We start from the raw sequence: 24,796 nt of genomic DNA, 5'->3' as shown, positions 1-24,796 counted from the left end.
CAAACACGCGCGGCCTCAATATTGAGGCCACATTATCCAACCTCACGAATAAAGACACATTCACCATTCTTGAAAAACTAGTTACAATTTAATCTGATGCTTGGGATTAGCCCGTAACTTAAACTAGGATCGGCGACGTCTTTTAGGCTTTTCTTTCCCAGAAAAAGTCGTTTGCAGAATTTGGGTGATTGAGTCAGAAGATAACGGTTTACTTAAAAAAAATCCTTGTACCTCATCACAATTTTGCTCTTTTAAGAAATTAATTTGATTGGGATTTTCTACCCCTTCAGCCAACACAGTAAAATTTAGACTGCGCGCCATAGCAATAATGGCTTCAATAATTACTTCATCACTACGAGATCTTGAAATATTTTGAACAAAAGATTGATCAATTTTTAAGCGTTCAATATGAAGTTGCTTTAGATAGTTTAAGCTTGAACTCCCTGTGCCAAAATCATCCAAAACAATTTTTACACCTATCTGCTTAAGCTTATTGATCATACGTTGAACTTCAATATTAGTGATAATCACATTCTCAGTAATTTCTATTTCAAAAGATTCCGGATTAACGTGATATTCCTCCAGAATACCTTGGACGGTTTCGGCAAAATTTACCTGCTTCAATTGTTGCGTCGCAACGTTGACAGCCACTCTTATTTTGGGAAAACCTTTTTCCCGCCATTCACTGATCTGTTGACATACTTCTCGTATTACCCACTCACCTAAAGGAACAATCAGACCTGATTCCTCAGCAGTAGGAATAAATTCTAAAGGCAAAATGACACCTTTTTGTGGGTGTTGCCAACGGATTAAGGCTTCAAGACCTATCAACTGACGATTCTTTGCATCGTACTGAGGTTGATAAACCAGAAAAAATTCCTTATTTTGAATCGCATGGCGTAATTCTGATTCCCGTTCTAATTGTTGATTAGTAATTTGATTCAGTTGGGGAGTATAAAATCTAAATTGATTTCCGCCTTGTTCTTTTGCCTGATACATCGCTAAATCGGCATTTTTTAACAACGTATTGAGGCTTGTTCCATCCTCAGGATAAAGACTGATGCCTATACTGGTGGTTAATGTAAATTCATGACCAGCAATATAAAGTGGTTGACTGAACGAGTTAAGAATTTTTTGGACAACAGAAACCACGTCTTCGCTCCTTTTCAACTCTGGCACCACAATGACAAACTCATCTCCCCCAAGCCTTGCCAAAGTATCTTCAGCTCTTAACAGGGAAGTTAATCGTTTACTCACTTCACAAAGAACTTCATCGCCAAATTCATGTCCCAGGCTATCATTCACTAATTTAAAGCGATCTAAATCAAAAAATAAAATTGCAAAACAGGTTTGCTCTCGGGCCGCAACTGCAATTGCTTGTTGAATCCTGTCATTTAATAATACCCGATTTGGCAGATCCGTGAGTGAGTCATGAGTTGCCTGATGTTCTAACTCTTCCTCCAGGAAGGCTCTTTCTGTAATATCCCGGAAACTCCACACTCTTCCTACAGTCACTTTATTGATGCGATGGGGCTGCGAATAACATTCAATAATTTTTTCTTCTTTAAATTTAACAACTTGTAAAGAGGTCTCATCAATATGATGGTGTAAATGATTAATCAGGTTAAACAATTCCTCCGGTTTTCGTAATTTATTAAACATATATTCCAATAATAAATCTTCCCTTTTTTGTTGGAGCAATGCATCAGGGATACCCCAAATTTTTATAAATTGCTGATTGCAGTCAATTAACTTTCCTTTTAAATCCACCACTAAAATTCCATCCGTAGATGACTCAATGGTTGCACGCAATAGAGAAAGGGATTGTTGCAAGGACTCAGTACGCTCATCAACAATTTTTTGTAATGATTCAGTATATTTTTTGGCTTCCTTGGCTAATAACCATTTTCTGGTTAAGGCACACGCCAGTTGCCTGACTGCCACTTTATCAAATGGCTTTTTTAACACCAGTAAATTATCACTTACTCCTAATTTTTGCACTGTTTCTTCCCATGAATAATCAGAATAAGCGGTGCAAATAACCACTTGAATGTCACTATCAATTTTCCACATCCTTCTTATTGTCTCAAGACCATCCCATCCAGGAGGCATACGGATATCAACAAACGCAAGCGCATACGGTTTTCCTGCTTCACAGGCTTCCTTAATTTTTTCAACTCCTTCTTGCCCCTGCTCTGCAGTATCTATTTTAAATTCAGGCAATAGACTTTCTTCACTCTCAAAGATACTTTCTTCACCAAACAATTCTTTATCCAATGCACTGAAAGCTTTTGATTGCTCCTGCGTTGTTGCTGTCAAAACTTTAATAAAATCTTCATGGATGGCAGGATTATCATCAATAACCATGATACGAAGTTCAATATCGCTCATTGGATACTCCTTTGTTTTTCGCTATCCATAGTGGGTAAGGTCAATATGAAAACAGCGCCTCTCCCTGGTCCCGGACTCTCAACTTTTAATGAACCACCCATATCTTGAGCAGACAATGCGCAACTGTGTAAGCCAAACCCATGCCCATTTGGCTTGGTTGTAAAACCAAAAGAAAACATACGCTTTAAGTTATCAGGTAAAATACCTTCGCCATTATCGGTAACTATAATTTGTAATTTTTTATTGGCGTTCTTGACAAGAAAATCAATTCGCTTTTTGTTAGAAGAATTTTTGGAAACAGCATCTTTTGCATTTTGAATCAAATTGATTAAAATCTGTAATAATTTTGATTTGTCTGCAAATACGAAGGCATCATCACAATATTGTTTATTCATGGCGATCCCTTTGTCTTTATGTGGATTTAAGGACATCTGTAAAGCAGTTTCTATTAACTCTGGCACATAAATTTTTTCAGCAATACTGGATACACCACTGAAAGCCTGTTGCATGGCAACAATGGCTTTTAGATGCTGTATATCTTCATCCAAATTATCTAATTCCTCAATGTTATTTTGTTGTGATTTATCAAGAATATCGCCCAAGGCAATGAGATAGTTAGGAATTAATTTACCCTTTTCATCTTTGGTTAAATAATCTTCGATATTGCTTTGATGTTCCTTTAACAAGCTAATGATTTTGAATAGTTTTTGATAATATGGTTGAGAAAAACTTTCTTTAATTAAATTCACAGACACGTTTGAACTATTTAAAACATTGCCAATATTATGAAGAATAGACGTTGCAATTTCTGACATTCCCGCCCGACGAGCTGTCACCAACAATTTTTGACTTAATTCCTTAATTTCTTCTTCATTTTTTTTATCTCTATCAATGTCAATTAAAATTCCTGAAAGTTCATTTTTCTCACCTTCACAATCTGCTATTGTTCTATACCATTGATACTGACCCTCACGATTCTTTACCCGCAGTTCAAAGGTATATTCAACTCGTTTGTGCAATGCACGATTAACCAATTTTTTTAATTGTTCTCTATCTTCCGGATGAACCAACTCCAGAAATTCTTTAAGCGTTTGAACAGCAGTGGAATCCACATCAAGCAAATGGTAAAGCTCTTTTGACCAACTAATGCGATCAGTGTCTGCATCATAGTGCCAATAACAAAGGCGAGCAATATGCTGAGCTCTTTCAAGCTTTTCGTTCAATAGCATCATTTCACGCGATGAAATGTTCATGGAACGTTCGAGTAAATAACGTTCCTGATCCGTTTCCTGGTAAGTTTTATTGATACGGGAAATAAATTCTTGCCACTGTCCCAGATCACTGGGTAAATTGTCTACTTCAATTTGCGCCCGATTCAACTGTCGTAGTAATAGTTTATGTATTTCCATAGTATTATTTCATTAAGATTCATAAATTGTGGTTAAGGTCATTGTTTGATTGTGTAACTTACAATCACCAAGACCTGCGGGTGACAATTCACCATAGGAATAAAATCCTACCTGAGTAGACTGCGGGGCAGCGCCTCCAGTGTGGACTCTGTTTCCTCCTCTGTTCTTTCCCCTAATAGTAAACGTCGACCTACACAACTAATACTGACTGTTAGAATGGGTCCATGAAGCTCTATCATTTTTTTGATGGCTAGTTCTCCAGCCTCATTGGCACTGGTGATAAGTCGGTCAAAATTGGCATGCATTAACTGAGCATAGTAACCAGTAGGCATATCTCCTGCAAAAATAAGTGCTTGTTTTTTTTCATCTACCCCTAAAATAGTACGCACCAAAGGGATTGACTCTGTCGATGTGGCGTCTTGAATCGCCAGAGGATAAAGTAATCCGGACGCAGGTAATTCCGCTGCTCGTTCACCTAAATATTCTTTATAAAGTGCCAGAGCTGGTCGATTATCCAGCTCGTAAAGAATGTTTCCCTCAGAGCGAGTGATTCTGCGCGCAGGTCCAAAAATATCCCAGCCTCCTTTAGAGGCATGGCCAATATTGATAAATTCTCCATAGAATCCTATAGCTACAATATGGTTATAAAGAATTTCACCATTAAAAAGAGTCCAGGTTTTTTTGAAATGACTGCTGTCAGCAGCTAATCCACCTGTAATGAGTGGTGTAACTCCATTAATAGGTATATTAAGCCCGTTCACTAACTCAGAACCATTAACATTTAACCCCTCTGATAGCACAAAAATACTTTTTAAATCATTGGATTGTAACTGCTTACTGATTGATTCACCTGCGGCAAATGAATCGTCAATGGTATTAACTTGAGCCTTGGCGGTTTTTATGGTGGTCCTTTCAAATTTAATAACGGCAACGGAAAGACTTTTATCAAAAATATGAGGACCAAATATTTCTCCAGCGCTCGAACAACCAATCATCTTTGATTTTTTATAAAAATTGTTTAACTGCTGAATCGGTTCCTGCAGGTGGAGAAACTCTGGAGCAGCAAATACAAGCACCATCGTTTGCTCTGAATCCAAATCAGGAAATGACTCGATAGTCCAACCGCTTTCTTCCAAATATTGAAATGACCTTAGCTCCATATAGTTATTCCCTTCGCCTTTTTATTTAAATATAGCTTTTTAATTTCATTTTTGTTGAAACAGTAATCTTTTAGATTAATTTAAACTCAGGGAGCTGAACTTGTTAATACGTGCTCGTATGGATGCTATGCCTAAAGCATAGGAAATAGGCAAAAGAGGGACTTTTTTGTTCAAAATTTAGATGAATTACCCCGCTTTTTGCTTGCTTTCTTATCTCTTTTATGATTATTAATAGTTATATAAGGAAATATAATGCACAAAAGGAGCTGCCAATGCCTCACATCGAACAAAAAAAAATTACTCCAAAAAAGCAGGAAATTGAATTAAACACGCTTACTACTCCCTCTGCTTCTCCACAAGATGATCTTGCCAAAATTATTATTACCCAGGAGCAACTCACACAAATCAAGCAAAGTTTGGGCTCAATTATTGATACCATGCAGCAAAATGACAGCTTATTTTCTCGAGCAGCAACTTTTTGGGGCCAACTTCCCTTGTGGCAAAAAATTGTAGGCGGCATTGTTTTAACAGTACCTACTCTAGCCGCAGGTATCGCTGCGCATATTGGAATTTTATTGGCCATTAGTGGCGTTACAGTTATTGCTTACACTGCAAGTGGAATTGTGCTAGATGATCACCATAGTTGTAACAAGAATATTGCTGACAGATTAAAGCAAGGAATTTTTAGCCTGGCAGATATTCTGGAAATCACTATCTCAGCCCTTGATAAAATTCGTGAGAATTTAGCCAAAGAAATTAATCGCTTTCGAGCAGAAAATAACAGATTGGCTAAAACGATTGATAATTTCAATGCACAAATGGAATCACTCACTAATCAGGTTGAAGTATTAACTGCTACTGCAGAATTACTGAAGCAACAGAAAGAAGATTTGGAAAAAGCAACTGAAAAATTAAACAGAACAGTTCAGGAAAATGAAGGATTGTTAAAATCTAATCAGGAGGAGTTATCCCAACTTAAAAAAGACTACGAAAAAAACAAACTCCATTTAAGTGAAAAAATAGGCGAATTGGCTGAGGTACGTGCTTCCCTGGGACTTGAAGTGCAAAAAGCAAAACAAATTGCTGCAGCACTGCAGGGAACAGTAAATACCTTGTCAGACACAGTAATCTCAGACGGCGATCAACGGATAGCATTTCAACAGCGATTGGAAACATTCTTAACGGATGAAAAATTAAGCTTTGCCAGTGTGGCTGAACGCATTTGTAAAGCCGAACGAGAGCTCGCTGAGGTCAAAGAAGAATTAAAACGCAGTAACGAACGTTACGAGCAATTGCTTCGCCGCCAGGAAATACAAGTAAATCGTCTGGAAAAATTGGATATACGGGCGATTCCTGCTTCAGAGGAACCCAAACCAACTCCAGTTAGCCAGGTAGGGTTTTATGCGGTAAAAAATGTGTATTCAGGAACAACTGGACATTCAAGCATCACTCCAGATTTATGAAGGTAGAGACAAATGGCGACTCTTTATACAATTGGCCACTCTAATCGCAAACTTCAAGAATTTGTTGATTTACTAACGGCGTATAAAATTAGCAAGTTAGTTGACATACGTACTATACCTAAATCACGTTATGTTCCATGGTTTAATAAGGAGTCGCTTGCTGCTTCTTTAAAAAAATTAAATATTCAATACCAACATATGCCAGCCTTGGGTGGTTTACGCTCCCCCAAAGCTGATTCCATTAATCTGGGCTGGCATAACTTAAGTTTTCGAGCCTATGCCGATTACATGCAAACCAAAGAATTTTTTTCTGCGTTAAAAGCTTTAAATGCACTGCTCAGTAAGGAGCGAGTTGTTATCATGTGTGCAGAAGCAGTTCCTTGGCGCTGTCATCGCTCTTTAATTGCAGATGCAGAAATTATTCGGCATTTACACGTTTTTCATATTATGAGTGAGAATACGGTGCAAGCGCACCACTTGACGCCCTTTGCCGTTGTGAACAAAGATAGACGGCCAATGCAGATTTACTACCCTGAACCTAAGCAATAAATTCTAAAAGATCAGTTGAATCACTTAAATGCTACCTCTGAAATTTTTTCAGTTTTATCCGTAGGCTGTGGTCCAATTTTAGTAATTTTCTCAATAAAACGTGCTAGCATTTTGGCAGTACTTGTATCAGGTGAGCCTTTAAAAAATCTGTTGGCACCGGGAATAATAGAGAATAAATTTCGCCGATAATATTCTTGCTGTACATTGATTAAAATATCTTTCACTTCCTCCCTGGTATAAGCATTTCTAAGTTTAGCTGTAGCTTCTTTAAGCAACCAGACATTATGCTCTAATTGAAAAGGCTTAACTTTAGCCTTAATGAGTACTGCTATCGCCTCTTTTTTTATGACCTCCAAATGAAGATTGGTAAAAAATTCATTGTGTCTATTATCACAGCTGAATGCTGAGCTCAATAAATCATTTTTATCCGCCATGAGCATAGTCATATTGGCAGAAAGCTGGGCTAATTGCAGAAACCATATGTCCTTAATTTTTCCATAAAGTCTTTCTTTATGTCTTTTCTCCAGTTGCAAATTATTTTCATCATCCAATTCAATCGAATCAATAAGCAATTGATCAATATTATCGAGAAGTTTTTTGTAATGATTTTTAATCTCAGTTATTTCACCAAGCGAGAGAGCACCAGAGGCAATCGTCTCATTAATAAATTTTATTTCATTCAGAATGTTAATAAAAATTTCTTTTTCTTTTTCTTTTTTAATTAATAGCTTTTCTTGTAGTTTTTTAATGAGTTCTGCATGTTCTTTATCGTATTCTTCAGGATTTATTTTTTCCAATTGATCTTTTGACATTACCAGGAAACATTCTAATATATCACCCTCAATGGTGATATTTTTCGCTATAGCCGACGTATTTTCAGTAGCTACTCTAGCTTCTTTCTGTAACGCAAGCTTTTTCTTTAAATCAATATTAAAATCCAGCGCAGAAATATCAACGGGTAAATTAATGACTCGCTCACTAAAATCGTGTTTTAATGCATCAAGTAATTCCTCAGTATTGGCTGCAACATCAATACGACCACTTGCTAAGTATTTAATAAAATTAACAATGGTTGCAAAAAACCCTGTTCTTCTATTTTTTGACTGGGCAAATGCAAAGCTTAAAGTTTGATTAATTTTTTCTTCCTTCCCAAGTAAAGCATCATCTTTTTTTAAATGTAGCAAATGCCTTACAGGAAGATTATCCCCTACCCCACCATCAATATATTCATCAACCTCACCCTTATTATTTTTGAGTTTAACTGTTTGAAACACTAAAGGGAAAGAGGCGGAAATTCTGGCTGCTAACGCAATTGACATATTGGGGGTAGTTTCATCTGAGAATATCTCTAATCTTTTTTTTGTTAGATTGGTTCCAGTAATAATTAAGCGCTTGGCACCCACATTACCCAAACAAGCGTTGAGAAGCTCCAAATCTTTAAACCTAACCTCATTAAGATCAATCTTTTGTAGCTGCATTAATTGCTCAGTTAGTCTTTTTAAAGGAATATATTCAGAATTTTCGGAAAGCTTTTTATTCAAATTTAATGCTGCATCAGTTCGGAGCCATTGATTTAAAGCTTCTACTGTAGTGTTGACCGTGTCTTCTGTCTCCATTCCTCTTAAAAATTCTTCGATGTCTCCTTGAAAAAAAGACTTCGTGTCTTTATCTTCCTTAAGTAATTGCAAATTATGACGAATACCCTCCTTTAACAGGCAGCTTGCTTCATCCATCCTTTTAGAAAAATACTTTTTAATTACCTCTTGAATGTAAGTGAGTAATTTATCTCCTGTACAAAGTCCTCGCGCAGAGAAAACTTGAGAAAATGCATAATCTTTAAATTGATTAAAATCAGTATGATTAATTATATTGGTAATTTCTTTCGCAGTCATTCCTATTGCTACCATCAGGGCGGTTAAAGCACCTGCTGAAGAGCCAGCTATAGTGTCGACCTCTCTTAAAATTCCTTTTGCTTCCAAAACCTGGATAGCGCCCCCATAAACAACTCCTTTTGCACCTCCCCCTCTCAAAGCAAGTTTTCTGATAGGTTTTTGTGGTAAATTAAAGGAATATCTTTTCGATAATAACTTTTCATTTAAAATCAACATACTGCCTTCTCTTTTAAGGAGAAATAAGTTTTAAACTATCTCTGCACAGGACAAAATTAGAATTACATCATTGCGAGCGCCAGCGAAGCAATTCAGTACGATCTTTGAACAAAAATCTGTTCTGTATTGCTTCACTTTATTCACAACGACGACCTATAAAATTCGTCCTGGCCTAAGTTAAACTATTATAAACCAGTGGAGCTTAAGTTTTTCTTAAGGAAGAAATTTATTAGTAAACATTTTTCTCTACAAAGGACAAAAATTTATTGCTATCGTTGCGAATGAAGTGACGTCTTTTAACCCTATTGTGGTTTATGAATCATCTAGTGAATTGTTATCGTAATCCTGGATTCTATAAATTCAAGCACCATCATGATATCCTTTTTACTATTCATCTTAATTTAACGATTTACTAACGGATTACTGCCGGAAGAAGATAATTTTTAATTATCAAAATCTTCACAAGGATAAATTATGTATGTCTTCCGACGTTTTGGCTTTCATGTAGTAAAATTTTTTCATTCACTGATCCTTATTTTTCGGTTTTTTGGTCACTTATTTCATAGCTTGAAGGATGTCTTATTCGGTGAATTGTCCATTTCATGGTTTAACATGGTGGAAATTCTTTATTACTCAGGAGCAAGACTGGTAATCCCCCTTGTTTTTATTTGCTATTTATTGACTTTTTCTGAAGCCAAAACAATTTATATTCTCTTTAACTCCTTTCATTTAAGCCATAAGGCCTTACCTATTGCGCAAAATATTCTGACTCACGAAATACTCCCTGTGCTAATTGCTTTTATTTTATGCATACAAGCGGCATTACATCTTATTAACACGAGGCTTAAGCGACGTCGTCAAAACCCGGAAGAGGTTATATTAGAACACGTTTGGCCTATTATTGTGGGGCTAAACATTACTTCTTTATTACTATTTACTTATATTATTGTAATTGTATTACTTAGTTTTTATGTGACTTTTCATTATTTATTTGGTATGACAACTTATGAATATTTAACGCATATTACCAGTCGAACCTCGGTCTATGATCTGATTTATTCTGCTTTCAAGACTTTGATTTTATGCGCCATTGTGAGTTTGGCCGCAGGCTATTATTATTATGAAGCAGCAGTTAGACATATGTCTTTAAGAAAAGCCGTCTCTCGTATTATGACCCGCGGCTCTTTTTGGCTGATATTGACCAGTATGTATATTACATTTACAACTTAAGGACAAGCATGCGTCACGAGCGTTTTTATACATTAGTGGGTGTTTTTGTGATTGGGGCTCTTTGCTTGATGCTACTTGGTGCTGCTTTTTTTTATGAAGAATACAAGCGCGCGCAAGTACAAACTTTCGTAATGTTCTTTAAGGGCTCGTTAAGAGGATTAATCCCTACTGCTCCTGTTACCTATCGTGGCGTTAAAATTGGTGAGGTTCGCTTAATTGAAGTCACGGAAAATAAGGCGCGAAATCAAGTTAGAATTCCTGTTTATGTGCAATTTTTTGTAGAGAAGACATTTGGTTTTAGTCAAGATCCTATTCGTCTTCTCATCAATAATGGTTATGTGGCCAATATTTCCAAGCCTAATTTGATAACTGGAATTGCCGACATTGAATTAATAAAATCCACCTCAACCCGCAAATTCAAACAAACCTATTATCACGGCTATCCAATTTTTCCAACCAGAAACACTTCCGAAAAATACACCAGTATTGATGAAGCACTCAATGCAGCCAAGAAAACACTGGAAGATATAAGTGAGTTGGTACGTTCGAAAGAAGTGCGTGACACCATTGAGTCAGCACGTTTAATGGCTGAAAGTCTAGAAAGGTTGGCCGGCAATTTAAATCAAAATGTTCCTTCAGTCGTAGCCTACTTAAACCAGAGTCTGAAACAAATTGCCAATGCAGCTTATTCCACAAAAAACCTAACGGATTATTTATCACGCTACCCAGAATCATTACTGCGAGGTAAAAAGTGAAAGCCACTCAACTATGCTTCCTAGGTTTTATCTGTGTCTTAATGATTGCCTGTAGCCGCAGCAAAGAGACTCAAATGTATCTATTAAATCCCCTACCTCCAATTAAAACGGCGAGTAAACCCTACACTCATTTACAAATTGGCATCGATGGGATTAACACGCCTTCCTATATAGAAAAACCACAACTAATGATTCATTGCAGTCCTCATCAATTAAAATTGGAAGAATATCATCAGTGGGCTGAAGCATTGGATAAAAATATAACACGCGTCATTGAAACGGATCTTTCGACCTTATTACCAGGTTCCATTGTTGAAAGTTCACCCTGGGATGTCAAGTTTAAACCTGATTTCCATTTACAAATTGATATTTCTCAATTTGAAATTGATGTTAACGGAAACAGTATTTTGCGAGCAGAGTATCTTATTTATCATAAAGAGGCATTGCTTAAAAAAGGTGACGCTTATTATTGTGTGAAAGTGCTACCGATCACCATCGAGGCACTTGTTGTGAGTATGAATAATAACTTGACTTGCCTTACACGAGACATTGCCAAAGCGTTTACAGCTGAATATCGAGAGTCGTACAAATGACTGCGTTCGAGTTGTTAATTTTTGTTTATTGACGCAACCTGATCTGTTGCCTCTACTAATGTTTTACTCAGTAATTCTTCAGGATTAGCTTTTAATTTAAGCAAACATTCTAAATGTCTTACTTTCATATCGACAAATGCTTCATGATCCTTAAAGACTGTTTCATGCAATGACTGTGGGGAGAACTTGCTTGAGCTCTTCATCTGCTCAGCCACACTAAAAAAACCTAGGACTTCTATGGCGTCTTTATTAAACTTTCTACTGGGTGATTTTTCACCTAATACAATCAATGCTGTCCACAAATAATTAATCAGCATAGGATCAGAGCCATAAATAGAAAGTTTATGTTTAGATGAGGGCGACTCATCCAATGCCAGTAACAGGCTAGCTGCCATAGCTAACGAGCTTTCCATGAGAGAGACAGGATCATTACCCATGGACTCCCGTACGGCAGAAAGTTCAATACCGTCTTCTATTTTCTCCTGAACAAACATCGCTTGTGAAGAAGGATCAGAGGTAAGTTCTACATAGTGAACTCTACAGAATTCATCCTCTAACTGAGGCGCTATAAATTCGCCATGAAAGCCATCGTTTGCTACTAAAGAGGTTGCTGACATTGCTCCAGGAACTGTTTGACCAAGCAATTCATGCTTGACTTCTTTGGGAATATCAAGGTAACTATTCAGATAAGGTAAAAATTGAGTAGCACGTTCTCTGATTTCTCCCTTTCCATCAAGCGCTGCCAGTTTGTCTTTCAGGGTAGATTGTAACAGTTTACATTGACTTAATTTTTTAATTAATAGTTCATCTGCCACTGCGTTTCCCTGAATCTCAGTCTCTAAATAAGCCATGATTTCGTCATTCACAGCGATCTGGCCACATAAGTGTCGTTTTTCTTTTTCCAGGTCATTTTGAGACTTGTACCAGCGGTTAGTCCGCAGGAGATTAAAAAAGGAATACGATTCAGAATATTTATCATTCGTTTTATAGGTAATAAGTTGCTGGGTTAAATTTTTTATCTCTTTGCCTTTAGTGTTATACCAAACTTCCAAAGGTTCATTGATATTATTGTCCCGCCAATAATTATATACTCTTGCAGGCATGCGAATAAAATCAATGCCCTCTTTTTTGTCCTCGAGATTATCCTCATACTTACATTCTTTCCAGAGACCGTCTTTTTTTACGAGATAAATAAGATCATTAGTCACAGTCAGAGTCAATTTATTACGGCTGAATGATTTAAAAAACCGCTTAAAGACTTTAGTTCCAATAAGACCGAATTTAAAATAGTTGCCTTGATATACTTTAGATTCACAACCAATGTTACGGTTGTTCATTTTTATTTTTTCTTCAGTAAATTTTTTACTATTCCATGCACGTGAATCACCCATCTTTTTCACAGAGGTTTGAAAACGATCTTCGAAGCCTTTTTCCGCTTTGACTTCCGCAAAGGCTTGAGCAACCCCTTTTTTAGCAAATGTCTTACAGTCTCGGTAAACGTCTGTTGGTTCACGCACAAAAGTATCAGGTATAACTAAACTTAATCTTTCATCTTCTAAAGCAGCATTCTTGATATAATTTTTTACCCCCAATTTTTTGCTATGTTCATGTAAATCTTCGATGCCTTTGTATCCTGATGCCAGCGCAAATTGCAGAACCATCTGTCGCATTTGCGAAGTTTCGCGCTCAAAACTTCCATCCACAGACACTATATAATTACCACCAGGCTGATCTGTTTTTTGTAAAATCTCGCGATCCATTTTTTCAAGAACGCCTTTTGCTGCGTAAGTCTTTCCTGAACTTGAAGGACCACCTATCCATAATACAATTCTACTTTCCCATTTATTACCAGGAAAGAGTTTCAGGAGACGAAAAAATACTGCCCTTCTGAATGCTCTACTTTCATTTTCTTCATCAATCGCTGCGTCATAAAGTTTCACACCATCTTCTTCATCATCCTGCAAAAAAGCAGCAAGTTCGACAGTTTTATTATTACGGTTGGCCTCCCACGTAATATTTTGAAATTTACGCCCTAAAAAACGTAAAAATCTTTCTCTGGCAGCAGTGGGTTCAGGACTGTCTATAGGATGAGTACCCTCATAGAGTTTTACTTGACCTTCCGGACTTAAAAAACGATTAATATCAAAATTGGCATCACGTTGCTCAGCAGGACTGTCAACTTCTAATTCATAATTGCCAATTTTATCTACCCACTCTTGAATTGTGGCAGCGAGGATCATCTAACACTCCTACAACGTTTGGACTTCAGTTTCCTATTTGTAATCCTTAAAGTTGATATTTATAGATATAGTCTAATAGTATTTTAACTTAAAATAACAAATTTATATTAGGTAAATATTAAGAATCCTACAGTTGCCAAAAAATTTCTAACAATAGCAAATAACTATCAGAGTTTCGGTATATTCTATAGTTCCAGGAAGTTTAGAATCCATCAGCCAAAAGCCAAGTAAAAAGTTAATATTCTCTTAATTATTTTTTTTTATACTTTATTTATATATCTATTGCTAAGGTTGAAAATGTCAAAGCTAAAAGAAAAAGCAAACGTACAAGCCATTTACATGCAATATTTGCTGGCGAAGGCACAAAAGATAGCTCAAGAAAAAACAAATAAAAATGAGCTACCCTTTGATCCCCAAGGGCGCGTACTAGTGGATGTAACACTCGACAACAATGATTGGGATACTATAGCCGAAGAGATTAATCAAGAACTGAAAGAAAAAATTTCTGTTGCTGTGTTAAAGAAAGAGTTTGGAAGCAAAACTGATACAACGACGGTTAGTTTGGATATTAGTAACACAAGCTTGCAGAAAAATTTTCAGGAGGATTTACGTACACATTTAGATAAAGTGTTAGGTAGTAATGTTAAAAAGAATAACAAAAAACGAATGGATACCATTCTTAGCGCACTTGATGGCACCCCCAAAGGAAGCATCATTGCACTCCAGCAAGAATTTCATTTTCACTTGGGTCTGGCCGCGCGTGTTTATCTAAGGACAGAAGAAAAATTTAAAGACAAAGAAGCGGAAATGAAGGCTGCCCATGAAGCTGCCGCCAGAAAAGTTAATCATCTTGTTTTAAGCGTTTATGCCAAGGCGTTAGAAAAAGCTACTGACAGTAAGGGTAATTTGAATATTGAAGTATTAAACAAAGCTTTGGATAAGGCTCGAAAAAGCATCACGCCTCAAGCTCACACGATTCTTAGACAGGAAGTTGTACGCCATACAGGCGTAATTCCTACTCAACTTAAAAAATCGTCACTCAAACATGCTGCTGAAGCTACAACAGCCACGGCAAATGATGTGTTACATACTGATAACCAACAACACTTGGCTACCCTCATTAAAGGTTCAGAAAATACCGCTCACCATCGAATAGCAGGTAAAGAATTTGCCCATCGACAATTAATTACCCACACCCTGACTAAAGAGGCGAATATTAAATCGCATAGCCATCCTCGCATTCAAATTCGTACGCCTTCTCCTGTGGTGAAAAAGGGATTGAAAGAAGAAGAGTATATAGCCGATGTCGCTGAGAAATTAGCTCAAATCACCCTAGAATATTCTCTGAAAGAGAACCTATCAGATCATAGTAAAAAAATACCCAAGGCCTTTATTTACAATCGCTACACAGCAATTAATGATTCTCTTGGTGATAGCAACGGTAACCTGCAGACTCAAAGCGCTCGCCATATTCTAAAAGGTGCACATGATTACAATGCTGCACAGATGAAGGAGGGAGATCCCGTATTCTGTCTCGTACAAGGGATTTCTATTAATGGTTTTGGTGATCATCTTGGCTATTCCGGTGATGAATTAATAATAGAATCAACCTTAATGACAGAGATGGCTTTACTGCATACGCTTTATGAGGCCTCGTCTCCTGAACAGAAAGAAAGTATCGAACAGGTTTTTGAAAAATATAAAAGCTTCCTACAGACAAGAACAGCAGAGGAGGGTTATTTTTCACAATCAACACAGGGGCAAGAGGCAATTAGCGCCATCCAGGCAATTAAAAAAGGTTGGCAAAAAGAATTGTCTCAACAAGTGGCACCTGACTTGTTTGCCAGTGCACAATCTGGTTTAAAAAAACTTATTGCCAATAACCTGCATTTTAGTCATGAACACGCCAAACTGATTCAATCATTATCAGTTTTTGTCGAAGAAGCCTCTATTGGAGGTTGTAAAAGTGGGAATGAACGCGCTCAGGCAATTAATGGTCGCGTGGCAATTTTGGATGCTGTACTCAACACCCCTGAAGAAGAATTATCCTCTGAAGGTAGAATTATTAAAGAGACTTTGGATACTTTAGCCAAAGCCAATACAAAACAAATTGGCAAAGCCGCTGATGAATTAAAATCAGCACTCGATACTGCTTATAATAAAATGGGATTACAGACTGCAGCCTCTATTGTCAGTTTGGTTGACCAGGGTGCGGCTGCCAAAGTAGAAGCCAAACCAGGACACCCTTTCTACCTATCCAGAAACTACGCCGAAGAAAAAGCCAGTGTATTACCTAACTTACAGCAAACCAAGGCTGGTAGTATGCAGGCTCACAAAGGCCTACCCAGTCAGATGGTCAGCGCATGGAAAGGTCATCCCGTTTCATGGTGGTCACGCATGAAATCAAATCCTCTTGGTGTCGTCGGAGCTATTATAGGGACTATTATTTTCCCTATCGGAGCAATTGTGGGTTTGGTGAGTTACTATAAAAATTCCCAAGCAAAAGCAAAGGTTGCTAAAGAGAATGAAAACCTTGTAAAGGAATTTGAAGAATCCGAGAGTGCCAAGGTTTTACATGAGGTGGGCGGTGGAAGTGGTGCGAAAATACTGGGTTTGGGAATCAAACCTAAAGCTCCAGGAGAAACACTAAATTATTCTAAGCGACCTAACTCAGAAACTGGTGCTCCTTCCATTAAGGGCATTTCAACTCAGGAAATTACAAATACTGACAAGAATTTGGGAGAGGATGCCTTAGATATTAAAGCGGGTAATACCCTCCAATAAAATATAGGAAAAATAGTGGGTCGAATACTGAATCGGCCCTTTTCAATATTATCGATTTAATAGCCACCAAATCAGCATCACAATAAGACTAATAATAATGCAGGTAGTGAGTGGAAAGTAAAATACAAAATTTCCCCTTCGAATAAAAATATCGCCAGGTAATTGGCCTAATCCTAATTTTTTAATCCACGGCCAAAATAATCCAGTAATTAACAAAATTATTCCTATAATAATCAAAATTTTCTGCATTTTTATTTAAGTAAAATAAATTTTTCTTTCAGTATAACAAAAAAATTTAGAAGCGTTGTTGCAGATACCGGCTCGGTAAAAAAAAAATTATTTCGGTGAGAAGATTAATTTCAAAATCAGATGCATTAACGCTCTCATTTAGACTTTTTCTATTTATTTACCCTGTATCGAATTTTATGTAGAATCAAAAATAATAAAGAAAAAGAATATCCATTATGAACCCTTTCAATTTTAAATTGCCTCTATCAATTCACTCCCTCGTTTTATTGCTGCTCTGTTTTGTTCTCTCTGGATGCATGGATCTTGCCTCGCAAACACCCGCTAAAAATAAAAAAGGGGCAACGTATAAAAAGGGACAGGTTTACACCATGCGAGGTTTAGGAGGAATTTTTAGCACAGGCATGAATCGTCTTGAGAATACCCTGGACAATGAATATAACATTCGCACTGCGAGCACTATTTGGTACAAGGCGAATAAATTAAGTGATTATATCATTGAGCATCGAAAATCGCAGGAACTTGCGGGGCCAATTGTCTTGATTGGTCACTCCCTGGGTGCTAATGAACAAATCAAGGTCGCTCAGAATCTGTATAAAGCCCATATTCCTGTTGATTTACTAATTACAGTTGATGCGGTAGCTCCGGTAAAAGTACCCCCCAATGTGAAATATGTGCTCAATCTTTATAAACCTGCCTACGTTCCCATGTTTAGTGGACTCAAAATTAAAGCAGAAGATCCTGAATTTACCTATGTCAATAACTTCGATGTTTCCAAACTTAACGCTATTTATGTCAATCATTTCACTATCGACAAGAATAAGGAAATTCAGAAGATAATGCTCGATAATGTCCTGGCAGTCATTAATCATACTCCAAGAGAACATGCCTAATTCATTCGAGTCACCGACTTTATGAATCCACCATCAATTACTGCACCAAAAATTTGTGTTATCGGCGCAGGCCCATGTGGCCTTGCTGCCGCAAAAAATTTGCTACAACAAGGTTTGAGTAATTTTACCGTTTATGAAAAAAATGAACGCTTAGGTGGAAATTGGGTTTTTGATGAGCAAAATACTCACTCAAGTATCTATGAGACGACCCACATTATTAGCTCCAAACGTCTTTCAGAATTTGAAGATTTCCCTATGCCGGCAGATTATCCGGACTACCCCTCACACCAGCAGATTCTAGATTATTTTGAGTCCTACGCAAGCCACTTTCAACTTGAGTCATTCATAAAGTTTAATAGCACAGTTGAATACGTCTCCCTTAATGCTGAAAATAAATGGCTAGTGATTTATCGTAATGAATTTGGTACTCAGAAAGAAATGTATGACTACCTTCTGGTGGCCAATGGTCATCACTGGGATCCTTTTATTCCTGATTATCCTGGCCCATTTAATGGAAAAATTCTTCATGCTCACCAATATAAAAAAGCCTCATCTTTTAAAGGCAAGCGAGTTTTAGTAGTAGGGGGAGGCAATTCAGCTTGCGACATTGCAGTAGAAATCTCACGGGTAGCGTCTAAAACCTGCATCAGCATGCGTCGAGGGCAGCATATCTTTCCCAAATTTATTTTTGGTAAACCAACCGATATTCTTTTCGCAAAACTCAGCTGGTTACCTTTAGGGTTAAAGCAGTTTTTAGCGAAGTATTTCATTCGCCTGTGGCAAGGACGATATCCCAAATATGGCTTGCAAAAACCCACGTGCAAACCTTTGGCAATTCATCCCACCATTAACTCTGAGTTGTTATATTTTATTAGGCACGGAAAAATTTCACCCCGACGAGGTATTGAGCGATTCGAGGGAGATTATGTTTTTTTTGCGGATGGAAGCAGCGATAAATTTGACGTTATTATTTTTGCCACCGGCTATCAAACAAGCTTCCCTTTTTTTGATAGAAATTTAATTGAATACCGTACAGCCACAAACATTCCCTTGTACCGAAAAATGATGCACCCGGAGTTCACCAATTTATATTTTATTGGTTTAGTACAGCCTCAAGGATGCATTTGGCCTCTGGCTGACTATCAGGCTCAAATTGCAGCAAAAATTATCGCTGGAAATCTCAGACGTCCAACAAATATAGCCCGTAAAATTCAACAAGAGATAAAGCATTCGCGAAAACATTACAAAGGTAGTATTCGTCATGCCTTGGAAGTGGAGTACCAGACTTTTCGTCGCCAGCTTTTAAGAGAATTAAAGCGTAAGTGAGGTTTTCCTCACCAAAAGGCTTGGCTTGTGTCTCTTTTTTGCACTTATTTTCGGCATTATTCCTGGTTCTGTTGTCAACGCGTACTTTTTACCTCCTTAACCTGCTGATTGTTTTAACTATTTTTAGAAAATTTTAAACTATGATATCATTGCTCATAATTTGGCACTATCATCTTAATTGCTAATAATCCAACCTGGCAGGATGTTAAAACCAAATTTTTGCAGTATGGGTAGCCCGTATTCATTTAACAAGCTGTTTATTATTGCAAAAAATTATTTAACAAATAGCAAACGCTTGGGAGAATATCTATGCAAGAAAAAAGGGAAATTTCCTCTACCCCTCCTTTAATCTATACTCACAAAGTAACTTTCTATGAATTTAAAAGTGATACCCCCTGGACACATACTGCCGTTGCAGCAGGTCCGCAATACTATTTAAGTGCTCACCCTATTACACATGTTCAACCTCCAGTCTCTAATAGATTTCATGACCCTGATGATACGGCTACCAAGGTATTAGAATTATGGAGAAATGTTGTGGAACCTATGGTTTCAATAAGAATGACTTTTGGTGAAGAAAAAGAAGAGTTAAACCAATACATGTATGTAAAAACAGAGGTTCCAGTTACAGAAGAACAATACCAGAAAGCTCAGAAATCTATTGAACAACAAATACAAAGGGGCAAAAATGGGTTAACTAACTATTCTGTCTTTAAATTCCTGGGAAATTCATGCGCTGAGAGTTCGCAAGAAGTTTTAGAAACAATTACCCAGTCTACACCAGAAGAATCTTTAGCTAAACGAAGTTTCATTGAACATGCCATTGCTTGGCCACAAGCTCATTTCAAACGCGCCCAAAAAATTAGTCAATCCCGACAAGAACCCTCTCCACTCCGAACAATGGTTTCAGTAAGCAAAAAGGGGTTTTTCAATACTAGCAGCAGTCTCAATCCCTTCCAGGAAGATCCAATGCGTATTGAACAATTAACCTATTTTTAAATTAGTATTGAGCCTAATGTGAAACGTGTAAGAATCTCACATTAGGTGCTTAATAAAAGCCTATTTTGGCGCATAAAATCCAATGCGCTCCCGCTTGTCATTTTGCGATTGAACCAATGCTTTAGCGAATCCCTTTGCCAGAGAGTTTACACTAAACATGCTGAAATTTGGTAAAAATTGCGCTTCAGGAGATTTCGATGCAGGAACTGAGGAAGAGGGTGTTTCGATTATTCCATTTCTGCGATACTCAGCTATCTTTTTAACATTTTCAAAAGTATGTGTTGGCCACACTTTACCTGTAGACCAAAATAAACTTTTTTCATGCGGCATGGCGACAATGTCTACTATCTGTTGCTGATGGCCAGCACACGAATAGGTAGATTTGGTAGGAACAATTGAATATTTTGCCTTCCCCTCCATAGCTCGCTTTTTTTCTTTTTGAGCAGCTTCATAAGCTTCTTCAAATTGAGCCTTAGTAACAGGCACTTCAATTTTTTCATGTGGGAACTGCTTCAATTCATGAGGACTTTCAAAATGAATCCCTGTAAAAAGCATTCTTTTTGCGTTGAGTAAAATAATGCGCATGTTGGCAATTCCATCATCCGGATCGCCTAAAGAAGGAGGCGTGGTTTCTTTTTGCGGGTAAATACTAAAATAATTTTCTGGTGAAACCTCCTCTGGTTTTCCAAAAATAGTGGCACTATGATCCCAAGTCTCCCCATGAAACTTAACGAATGTCAGTACATGAGATAATTTAGTGGTCATAGGTGACGACACTTCTTTCTTCTCAGTCTCTTTTTGCTGAACAGAACTTTTATTGTCAAGCTCTGGTTGATTATTTGACTCATGCGGCATAATTTATCCCATTTATTTACTATATGGACAAAAGACTTATTATAGGAAGCAAAACTTAAGGAATTCTGAACAAAATATGGATTAATTGTCTAAAGTTATGAAAAAGATCATTTTGACGAAGGTATTTAATTAGGCAAGCAGAAATACATTAATAAGTTAATCATTTTTAGAACAGCTTGGTGAAAAATCCCCATAAACGAATATACTATTTATATGAGGTAAAGCGGACAATTGAGTATGGGTAAAAAAATTTCTGTGCAATCACAAACGGCTCCTTTAGAGTTACATTCCGACCACCACCCCCAAGTGTTTGGCAAAACTTTAATTTGGAATCTTGATAAAGACAATGGCGCTTCAAAATCTGGAAATAAATTAGCCAAGGGACTAGAAATGGAAGCTTTTGCAATCGCTCAAAAAATTAATGAAGGAAAGATAGATAGTGGGATGCTCCAGGAATTGCCACACGGGGAGCAAAATAAATTTATTGCAGCTATTGAAAAATATTTAAACCCTAAACAAACACTTGAAATGCACTATGCGCGAAATGGCAGTCATGAGTTTGGAAATCTGACCTTTACTTGTAAAAATGCTTCAGCACCCGCGCCTGTTTCAACAGAAGATAGGCAATTACAAGCTGCTGTTAGCAAGCTGCAAAAAAAATACGATGCCAATGAAGCTACACGTGGGCAAGTATTATTTGGTTTAGGAGTTGGTCCCGACGGAAAGAAACGTCTTTTAGTCAATGTTCATGCTGAAAGTAATAAATCAACCTACGTCAATAAAAATGGAGTTACTGTTAAACGCATTAATCTTGAAGAAGTCATGAAAGAAGTGGATGCTGTCAGCAAAAAGCATAACGTTGGTTTTGTCGTTGGTGGCGACATGAACGCCGGTGAACACCAATTACCAAAGGATTTAGGGAGCGCGATAAACTCTCCGAATTTTAGATATCAACACAGCGCTAAAAATAGTTCATTCAGGCGAGATGGAACAGCTGTAAATGTAGATGCCATTATTTCAACGGATAAAACTACCCCGTTAAAAACATTTTCCGAAATGAATTGCTGTGATGAAGCCTTTATTAAAAAATTTGATGAAGTAAAGAAAAAACAGAACAAGTAGCTCAACCATTTGCATCTACAACACAAACAGAATTATCTGCAAAAATTGCTGCCAGTATAGAGTTTAAGAATGCCAAAATGGAAACAGGACATTTTCAATGCTCTTATCGTAAAAATGAATCACAACATTATGTTACGAAATTAACTTTTCAAGACGCAAATCAAGCAAGACAATTTACTAATTTAGTAGCAGTGAATGATCGTCAACATTTATTTCAAAATGAAAAAGAAATATTCCTTACCCACGAAGCTATTTCTAAAATAATGACAGTAAATTTCAACTTGCCTAAGGTATCGTCCCTTTCCAAGTCCAGCTCTTTGGAGTTAGTTGACCTGCAAAAAGCATGCAGGGAAAAAGCACAATTTTTTACTGAGACGCCAGTTAAAACTCCTAGTATTTCGTATCAAGATATTAAAATCCGCCAAGATACAAGAGGTATCGTGGATTATTCAATGCAGCTTACTTTTGCCTCTCAGAAAGAGGCTCGTGCTTTTAGTGAAGCGATGGGTTATAAAAATAAGACAAAATTATTTCAGCACGGTACAAAGGTGTATATTGCTAAAGACATTGAAACTGATTTTTTAAATAAAGTCTCTAAAAAAGAAAATACTGCCAATTTTAAAGCACGCTTTAAAGCAGCCACCCATAGTGAAGCAAGCACCATGACTGAAAAACAGATCAATCCTCATTCGGTTTCTATGAAAGCTCGCTAGTCTTTAACACTTAATTTATTTACTGATTAATTGAAATAGAGAGCGCATAATACACCCTTAGTCACTCTTCATTTGGAATTATCCCGACATTGCTGCCAAAAGGCCTATCTCGTTTTTAGTTAAGGTTTTACTGAGACTTGCCTGTTGCCCAAGAGTAAGCTCATCAAAGGTTACATTTTGCAGTAATTCGTGTTCCATCATTTTTCATCCCTAAGGGCGCTAGTATCCTTTTTATCGTAGCCTACCTGCATTATCAGCTATTTGTAGCTCGTTAAACAAAGAGCAGGCTGAGTTTTTACATCAGCGGATTCCTTGTCTTGCTTCGCACCAAAACCTAATGCATACATTCGTAATGAAAAAACAAGAGAGCTAATTACCCCAAGTGCTATAGAAAGATTAATCATAATAGGAGACTGTAAATAATCTTCGTGAAGACTTCGCTCAGCAAAAGAAACCATCAGAAAATATCCTATACTTTTTCTACCTTTATCCAACCCAGAGAAAAAAGCCCAAGCGACATCAAACCAGGAGCGCCAAAATGACTTGTTTTTTTCAGCAGGATGATAGGCTTGAATTAAATCATCAATAAAAATATTTATCATCGCGGGGATATTTTTTTCTGCATTCAGTTCCTGATTGAGATGACTTTCTACCCAGTTTGTCTGCTTCATTGCTGCTTTTATTATCGTACATAGTAAAATAAATACTCCTATGACGACACTGCTTACAGCAAGCGCAACAGGAACTACACTTAAAAATACGGTGGCACCAAACATTATTTTATTAATAAAGGCATAAAGGGTTAGTCCTTGTCTTGCGCCTTTCAATGTTTTACCGAAAGCAGTCGTTGCCTTTGCTTTAAGACCATTTGAATATTTAAGAATATCGATATAAAGCAATTCAAACCGCCTCCCATCAATATCCTGAGTCTTCGCCAACACGGTTAATGCCATTAATTCTTTTTGTTTCAAGCGTAATTTAATAATTAGACCACTCACTTCCAACTCACGTTGATGTTCATATTCTTCATGAATGCGCGTAGCAATAGAAAGAATTGCAAATGCCATACAACAAGTTACCAAGGGTATAAACGCGGGTGAAGTAAAAGAAACAAAGGTTAAAATACCCATATGAAAGGCCACTGCTTCCAGTAAGCCAGTATAAGCAGCAGAAAGATAAGCCAGTTTTTGTTCTGTTTTGGATTGAGTGGGTATTTTGTAATAATAGGTATGAAGTTTATTGAGCTCTTGCCAGTCCGCTTGAGCTAGTGCCGTAACTTCCTTCTCCAGCGCTTGCAATTTATCTTTTACCAGCTGTCTTCGATTTTGCATGCGTCGAAACCATATACGATTTACTACAGAAACCACCCCCATTGTGAAGCCAAATGGCATTAGAATATGATCAAAGTTTTGCTCTTTGAAGAAAGCTGCCATTTTTAATGTGTTGGTAACAGCCCTACTGGTCTTTTTTAGTTCGCTGACAGTATTCCGACAGTAAGGCCAGAATGCGGCAGTTGCCTGTTTGAAGGCACTGGAAGCATTTTCATCACTAGTATTGGCAATGAATGATAAACCAGCAAAAGCCATTGATTCCAACATTACAATTGAAATACCTTCAGGCGTTTGTATCCAATCATGGATCAAGATACTGGATGATTGGTTAATAAAGAGCATATCGAAGAAAAATTTCATACTGCCATAGGCAGCCACTCCACCATCTAATAAGCCATGTAAAGCATAGACATAACCTGCTTGATGCATTTTTTTAGCAAGTTTTAGATGCCGTATAGAGAGCGATTCGCTTAAAGAAGCATGCGAAGAAACTTTATCCCTGACAGGAATTAAAGAAGGATACGGTTGAGCAGTTTTTTTCTTTTTTTTCATCACAGACTTTTGGAGCCCCGGGTTAGGAAGCAATTCTAACTGCAAAGACTTATAGAAATATTAAGAAAACTGCTGGA

The 24,796-nt window shown here is 37.2% G+C and carries 19 protein-coding genes and 1 pseudogene; 11 read left to right on the top strand and 9 right to left on the bottom strand.

Annotation, left to right across the window (positions count from 1 at the left end; genetic code table 11):
- Positions 1–123: 123 nt before the first annotated feature.
- The 3 genes and pseudogenes from clem_RS03215 to clem_RS03205 all read right to left on the bottom strand — a co-directional run bounded on the left by clem_RS03215 (position 124) and on the right by clem_RS03205 (position 4,960).
- Positions 124–2,391 carry an EAL domain-containing protein gene (locus tag clem_RS03215; protein ID WP_094090294.1) on the bottom strand — a complete coding sequence of 756 codons (2,268 nt, stop codon included), beginning with the start codon at positions 2,389–2,391 and terminating at the stop codon, positions 124–126.
- Positions 2,388–3,800 (bottom strand): sensor histidine kinase, encoded by a 1,413-nt coding sequence (locus clem_RS03210; RefSeq protein WP_094090293.1) that lies wholly within the window; start codon positions 3,798–3,800, stop codon positions 2,388–2,390. Before clem_RS03210 ends, clem_RS03215 begins: the two co-directional genes overlap by 4 nt.
- Positions 3,801–3,812: 12 nt before the next feature.
- Positions 3,813–4,960: pseudogene (locus clem_RS03205) on the bottom strand (FIST signal transduction protein).
- 272 nt (positions 4,961–5,232) lie between these two features.
- Here clem_RS03205 and clem_RS03200 point away from each other — a divergent pair.
- Both clem_RS03200 and clem_RS03195 read left to right on the top strand, forming a co-directional pair.
- The gene (locus clem_RS03200; protein WP_094090292.1) at positions 5,233–6,423 is read left to right on the top strand and encodes a LegC2/C7 family Dot/Icm T4SS effector; all 1,191 of its coding nucleotides are present in this window, start codon (positions 5,233–5,235) and stop codon (positions 6,421–6,423) included.
- 12 nt (positions 6,424–6,435) lie between these two features.
- A complete protein-coding gene (locus clem_RS03195; RefSeq protein ID WP_094090291.1) occupies positions 6,436–6,972 on the top strand; it encodes a DUF488 domain-containing protein in 537 nt (178 codons plus the stop codon).
- 20 nt (positions 6,973–6,992) lie between these two features.
- Here the strand turns inward: clem_RS03195 and clem_RS03190 are convergent, their stop codons facing one another.
- Positions 6,993–9,080 carry a patatin-like phospholipase family protein gene (locus clem_RS03190; RefSeq protein ID WP_094090290.1) on the bottom strand — a complete coding sequence of 696 codons (2,088 nt, stop codon included), beginning with the start codon at positions 9,078–9,080 and terminating at the stop codon, positions 6,993–6,995.
- Positions 9,081–9,554: 474 nt separating this feature from the next.
- Here clem_RS03190 and clem_RS03185 point away from each other — a divergent pair, with 474 nt between their 5' ends.
- The 3 genes from clem_RS03185 to clem_RS03175 all read left to right on the top strand — a co-directional run bounded on the left by clem_RS03185 (position 9,555) and on the right by clem_RS03175 (position 11,658).
- Positions 9,555–10,310: an ABC transporter permease gene (locus clem_RS03185; RefSeq protein ID WP_094090289.1), complete on the top strand. Its 756-nt coding sequence runs from the start codon at positions 9,555–9,557 to the stop codon at positions 10,308–10,310.
- Positions 10,311–10,378: 68 nt separating this feature from the next.
- Positions 10,379–11,065 (top strand): MlaD family protein, encoded by a 687-nt coding sequence (locus clem_RS03180; RefSeq protein WP_094092255.1) that lies wholly within the window; start codon positions 10,379–10,381, stop codon positions 11,063–11,065.
- A 74-nt stretch (positions 11,066–11,139) separates the two neighbouring features.
- On the top strand, positions 11,140–11,658 hold the full coding sequence (locus clem_RS03175) for a PqiC family protein (protein WP_232505543.1): 519 nt from the start codon (positions 11,140–11,142) through the stop codon (positions 11,656–11,658).
- Positions 11,659–11,672: 14 nt separating this feature from the next.
- Here clem_RS03175 and clem_RS03170 read toward each other — a convergent pair whose 3' ends face one another.
- Positions 11,673–13,898, bottom strand: a complete 2,226-nt coding sequence (locus clem_RS03170) for a hypothetical protein (RefSeq protein WP_094090287.1) — start codon at positions 13,896–13,898, stop codon at positions 11,673–11,675.
- Between the two features lie 297 nt (positions 13,899–14,195).
- Here clem_RS03170 and clem_RS03165 point away from each other — a divergent pair, with 297 nt between their 5' ends.
- Positions 14,196–16,682 carry a hypothetical protein gene (locus clem_RS03165; RefSeq protein ID WP_094090286.1) on the top strand — a complete coding sequence of 829 codons (2,487 nt, stop codon included), beginning with the start codon at positions 14,196–14,198 and terminating at the stop codon, positions 16,680–16,682.
- 48 nt (positions 16,683–16,730) lie between these two features.
- On the opposite strand, the gene clem_RS03160 is transcribed toward clem_RS03165, so the two are convergent.
- On the bottom strand, positions 16,731–16,931 hold the full coding sequence (locus clem_RS03160) for a DUF2905 domain-containing protein (protein ID WP_094090285.1): 201 nt from the start codon (positions 16,929–16,931) through the stop codon (positions 16,731–16,733).
- 296 nt (positions 16,932–17,227) lie between these two features.
- Between clem_RS03160 and clem_RS03155 the strand changes: the two genes are divergently transcribed.
- The 3 genes from clem_RS03155 (at position 17,228) to clem_RS03145 (ending at position 20,146) form a co-directional block, all read left to right on the top strand.
- Positions 17,228–17,821: an alpha/beta hydrolase family protein gene (locus tag clem_RS03155; protein WP_232505542.1), complete on the top strand. Its 594-nt coding sequence runs from the start codon at positions 17,228–17,230 to the stop codon at positions 17,819–17,821.
- Between the two features lie 21 nt (positions 17,822–17,842).
- A complete protein-coding gene (locus clem_RS03150) occupies positions 17,843–19,147 on the top strand; it encodes a flavin-containing monooxygenase (protein WP_094090283.1) in 1,305 nt (434 codons plus the stop codon).
- A gap of 309 nt (positions 19,148–19,456) precedes the next feature.
- Positions 19,457–20,146, top strand: a complete 690-nt coding sequence (locus tag clem_RS03145; protein ID WP_094090282.1) for a hypothetical protein — start codon at positions 19,457–19,459, stop codon at positions 20,144–20,146.
- A gap of 60 nt (positions 20,147–20,206) precedes the next feature.
- On the opposite strand, the gene clem_RS03140 is transcribed toward clem_RS03145, so the two are convergent.
- Positions 20,207–21,001 carry a hypothetical protein gene (locus clem_RS03140; protein WP_094090281.1) on the bottom strand — a complete coding sequence of 265 codons (795 nt, stop codon included), beginning with the start codon at positions 20,999–21,001 and terminating at the stop codon, positions 20,207–20,209.
- 237 nt (positions 21,002–21,238) lie between these two features.
- On the opposite strand from clem_RS03140, the gene clem_RS03135 reads away from it, so the two are divergent.
- Together clem_RS03135 and clem_RS03130 are read left to right on the top strand one after the other, a co-directional pair.
- On the top strand, positions 21,239–22,123 hold the full coding sequence (locus clem_RS03135) for a hypothetical protein (protein ID WP_094090280.1): 885 nt from the start codon (positions 21,239–21,241) through the stop codon (positions 22,121–22,123).
- A gap of 77 nt (positions 22,124–22,200) precedes the next feature.
- Entirely contained in the window at positions 22,201–22,836 is a 636-nt protein-coding gene (locus tag clem_RS03130; RefSeq protein ID WP_094090279.1) for a hypothetical protein, read from the top strand.
- Between the two features lie 78 nt (positions 22,837–22,914).
- Here the strand turns inward: clem_RS03130 and clem_RS15280 are convergent, their stop codons facing one another.
- Positions 22,915–23,037, bottom strand: a complete 123-nt coding sequence (locus tag clem_RS15280; protein WP_269766806.1) for a hypothetical protein — start codon at positions 23,035–23,037, stop codon at positions 22,915–22,917.
- Positions 23,038–23,093: 56 nt separating this feature from the next.
- Positions 23,094–24,719 carry a hypothetical protein gene (locus clem_RS03125; protein ID WP_094090278.1) on the bottom strand — a complete coding sequence of 542 codons (1,626 nt, stop codon included), beginning with the start codon at positions 24,717–24,719 and terminating at the stop codon, positions 23,094–23,096.
- Between the last annotated feature and the right edge of the window lie 77 nt (positions 24,720–24,796).

The sequence above is a fragment of the Legionella clemsonensis genome (assembly GCF_002240035.1).
Lineage (GTDB): Bacteria > Pseudomonadota > Gammaproteobacteria > Legionellales > Legionellaceae > Tatlockia > Tatlockia clemsonensis.
The sequence above is the reverse complement of the archived record's forward strand: the minus strand, read 5'-3'. Positions and strand labels throughout refer to the sequence as shown.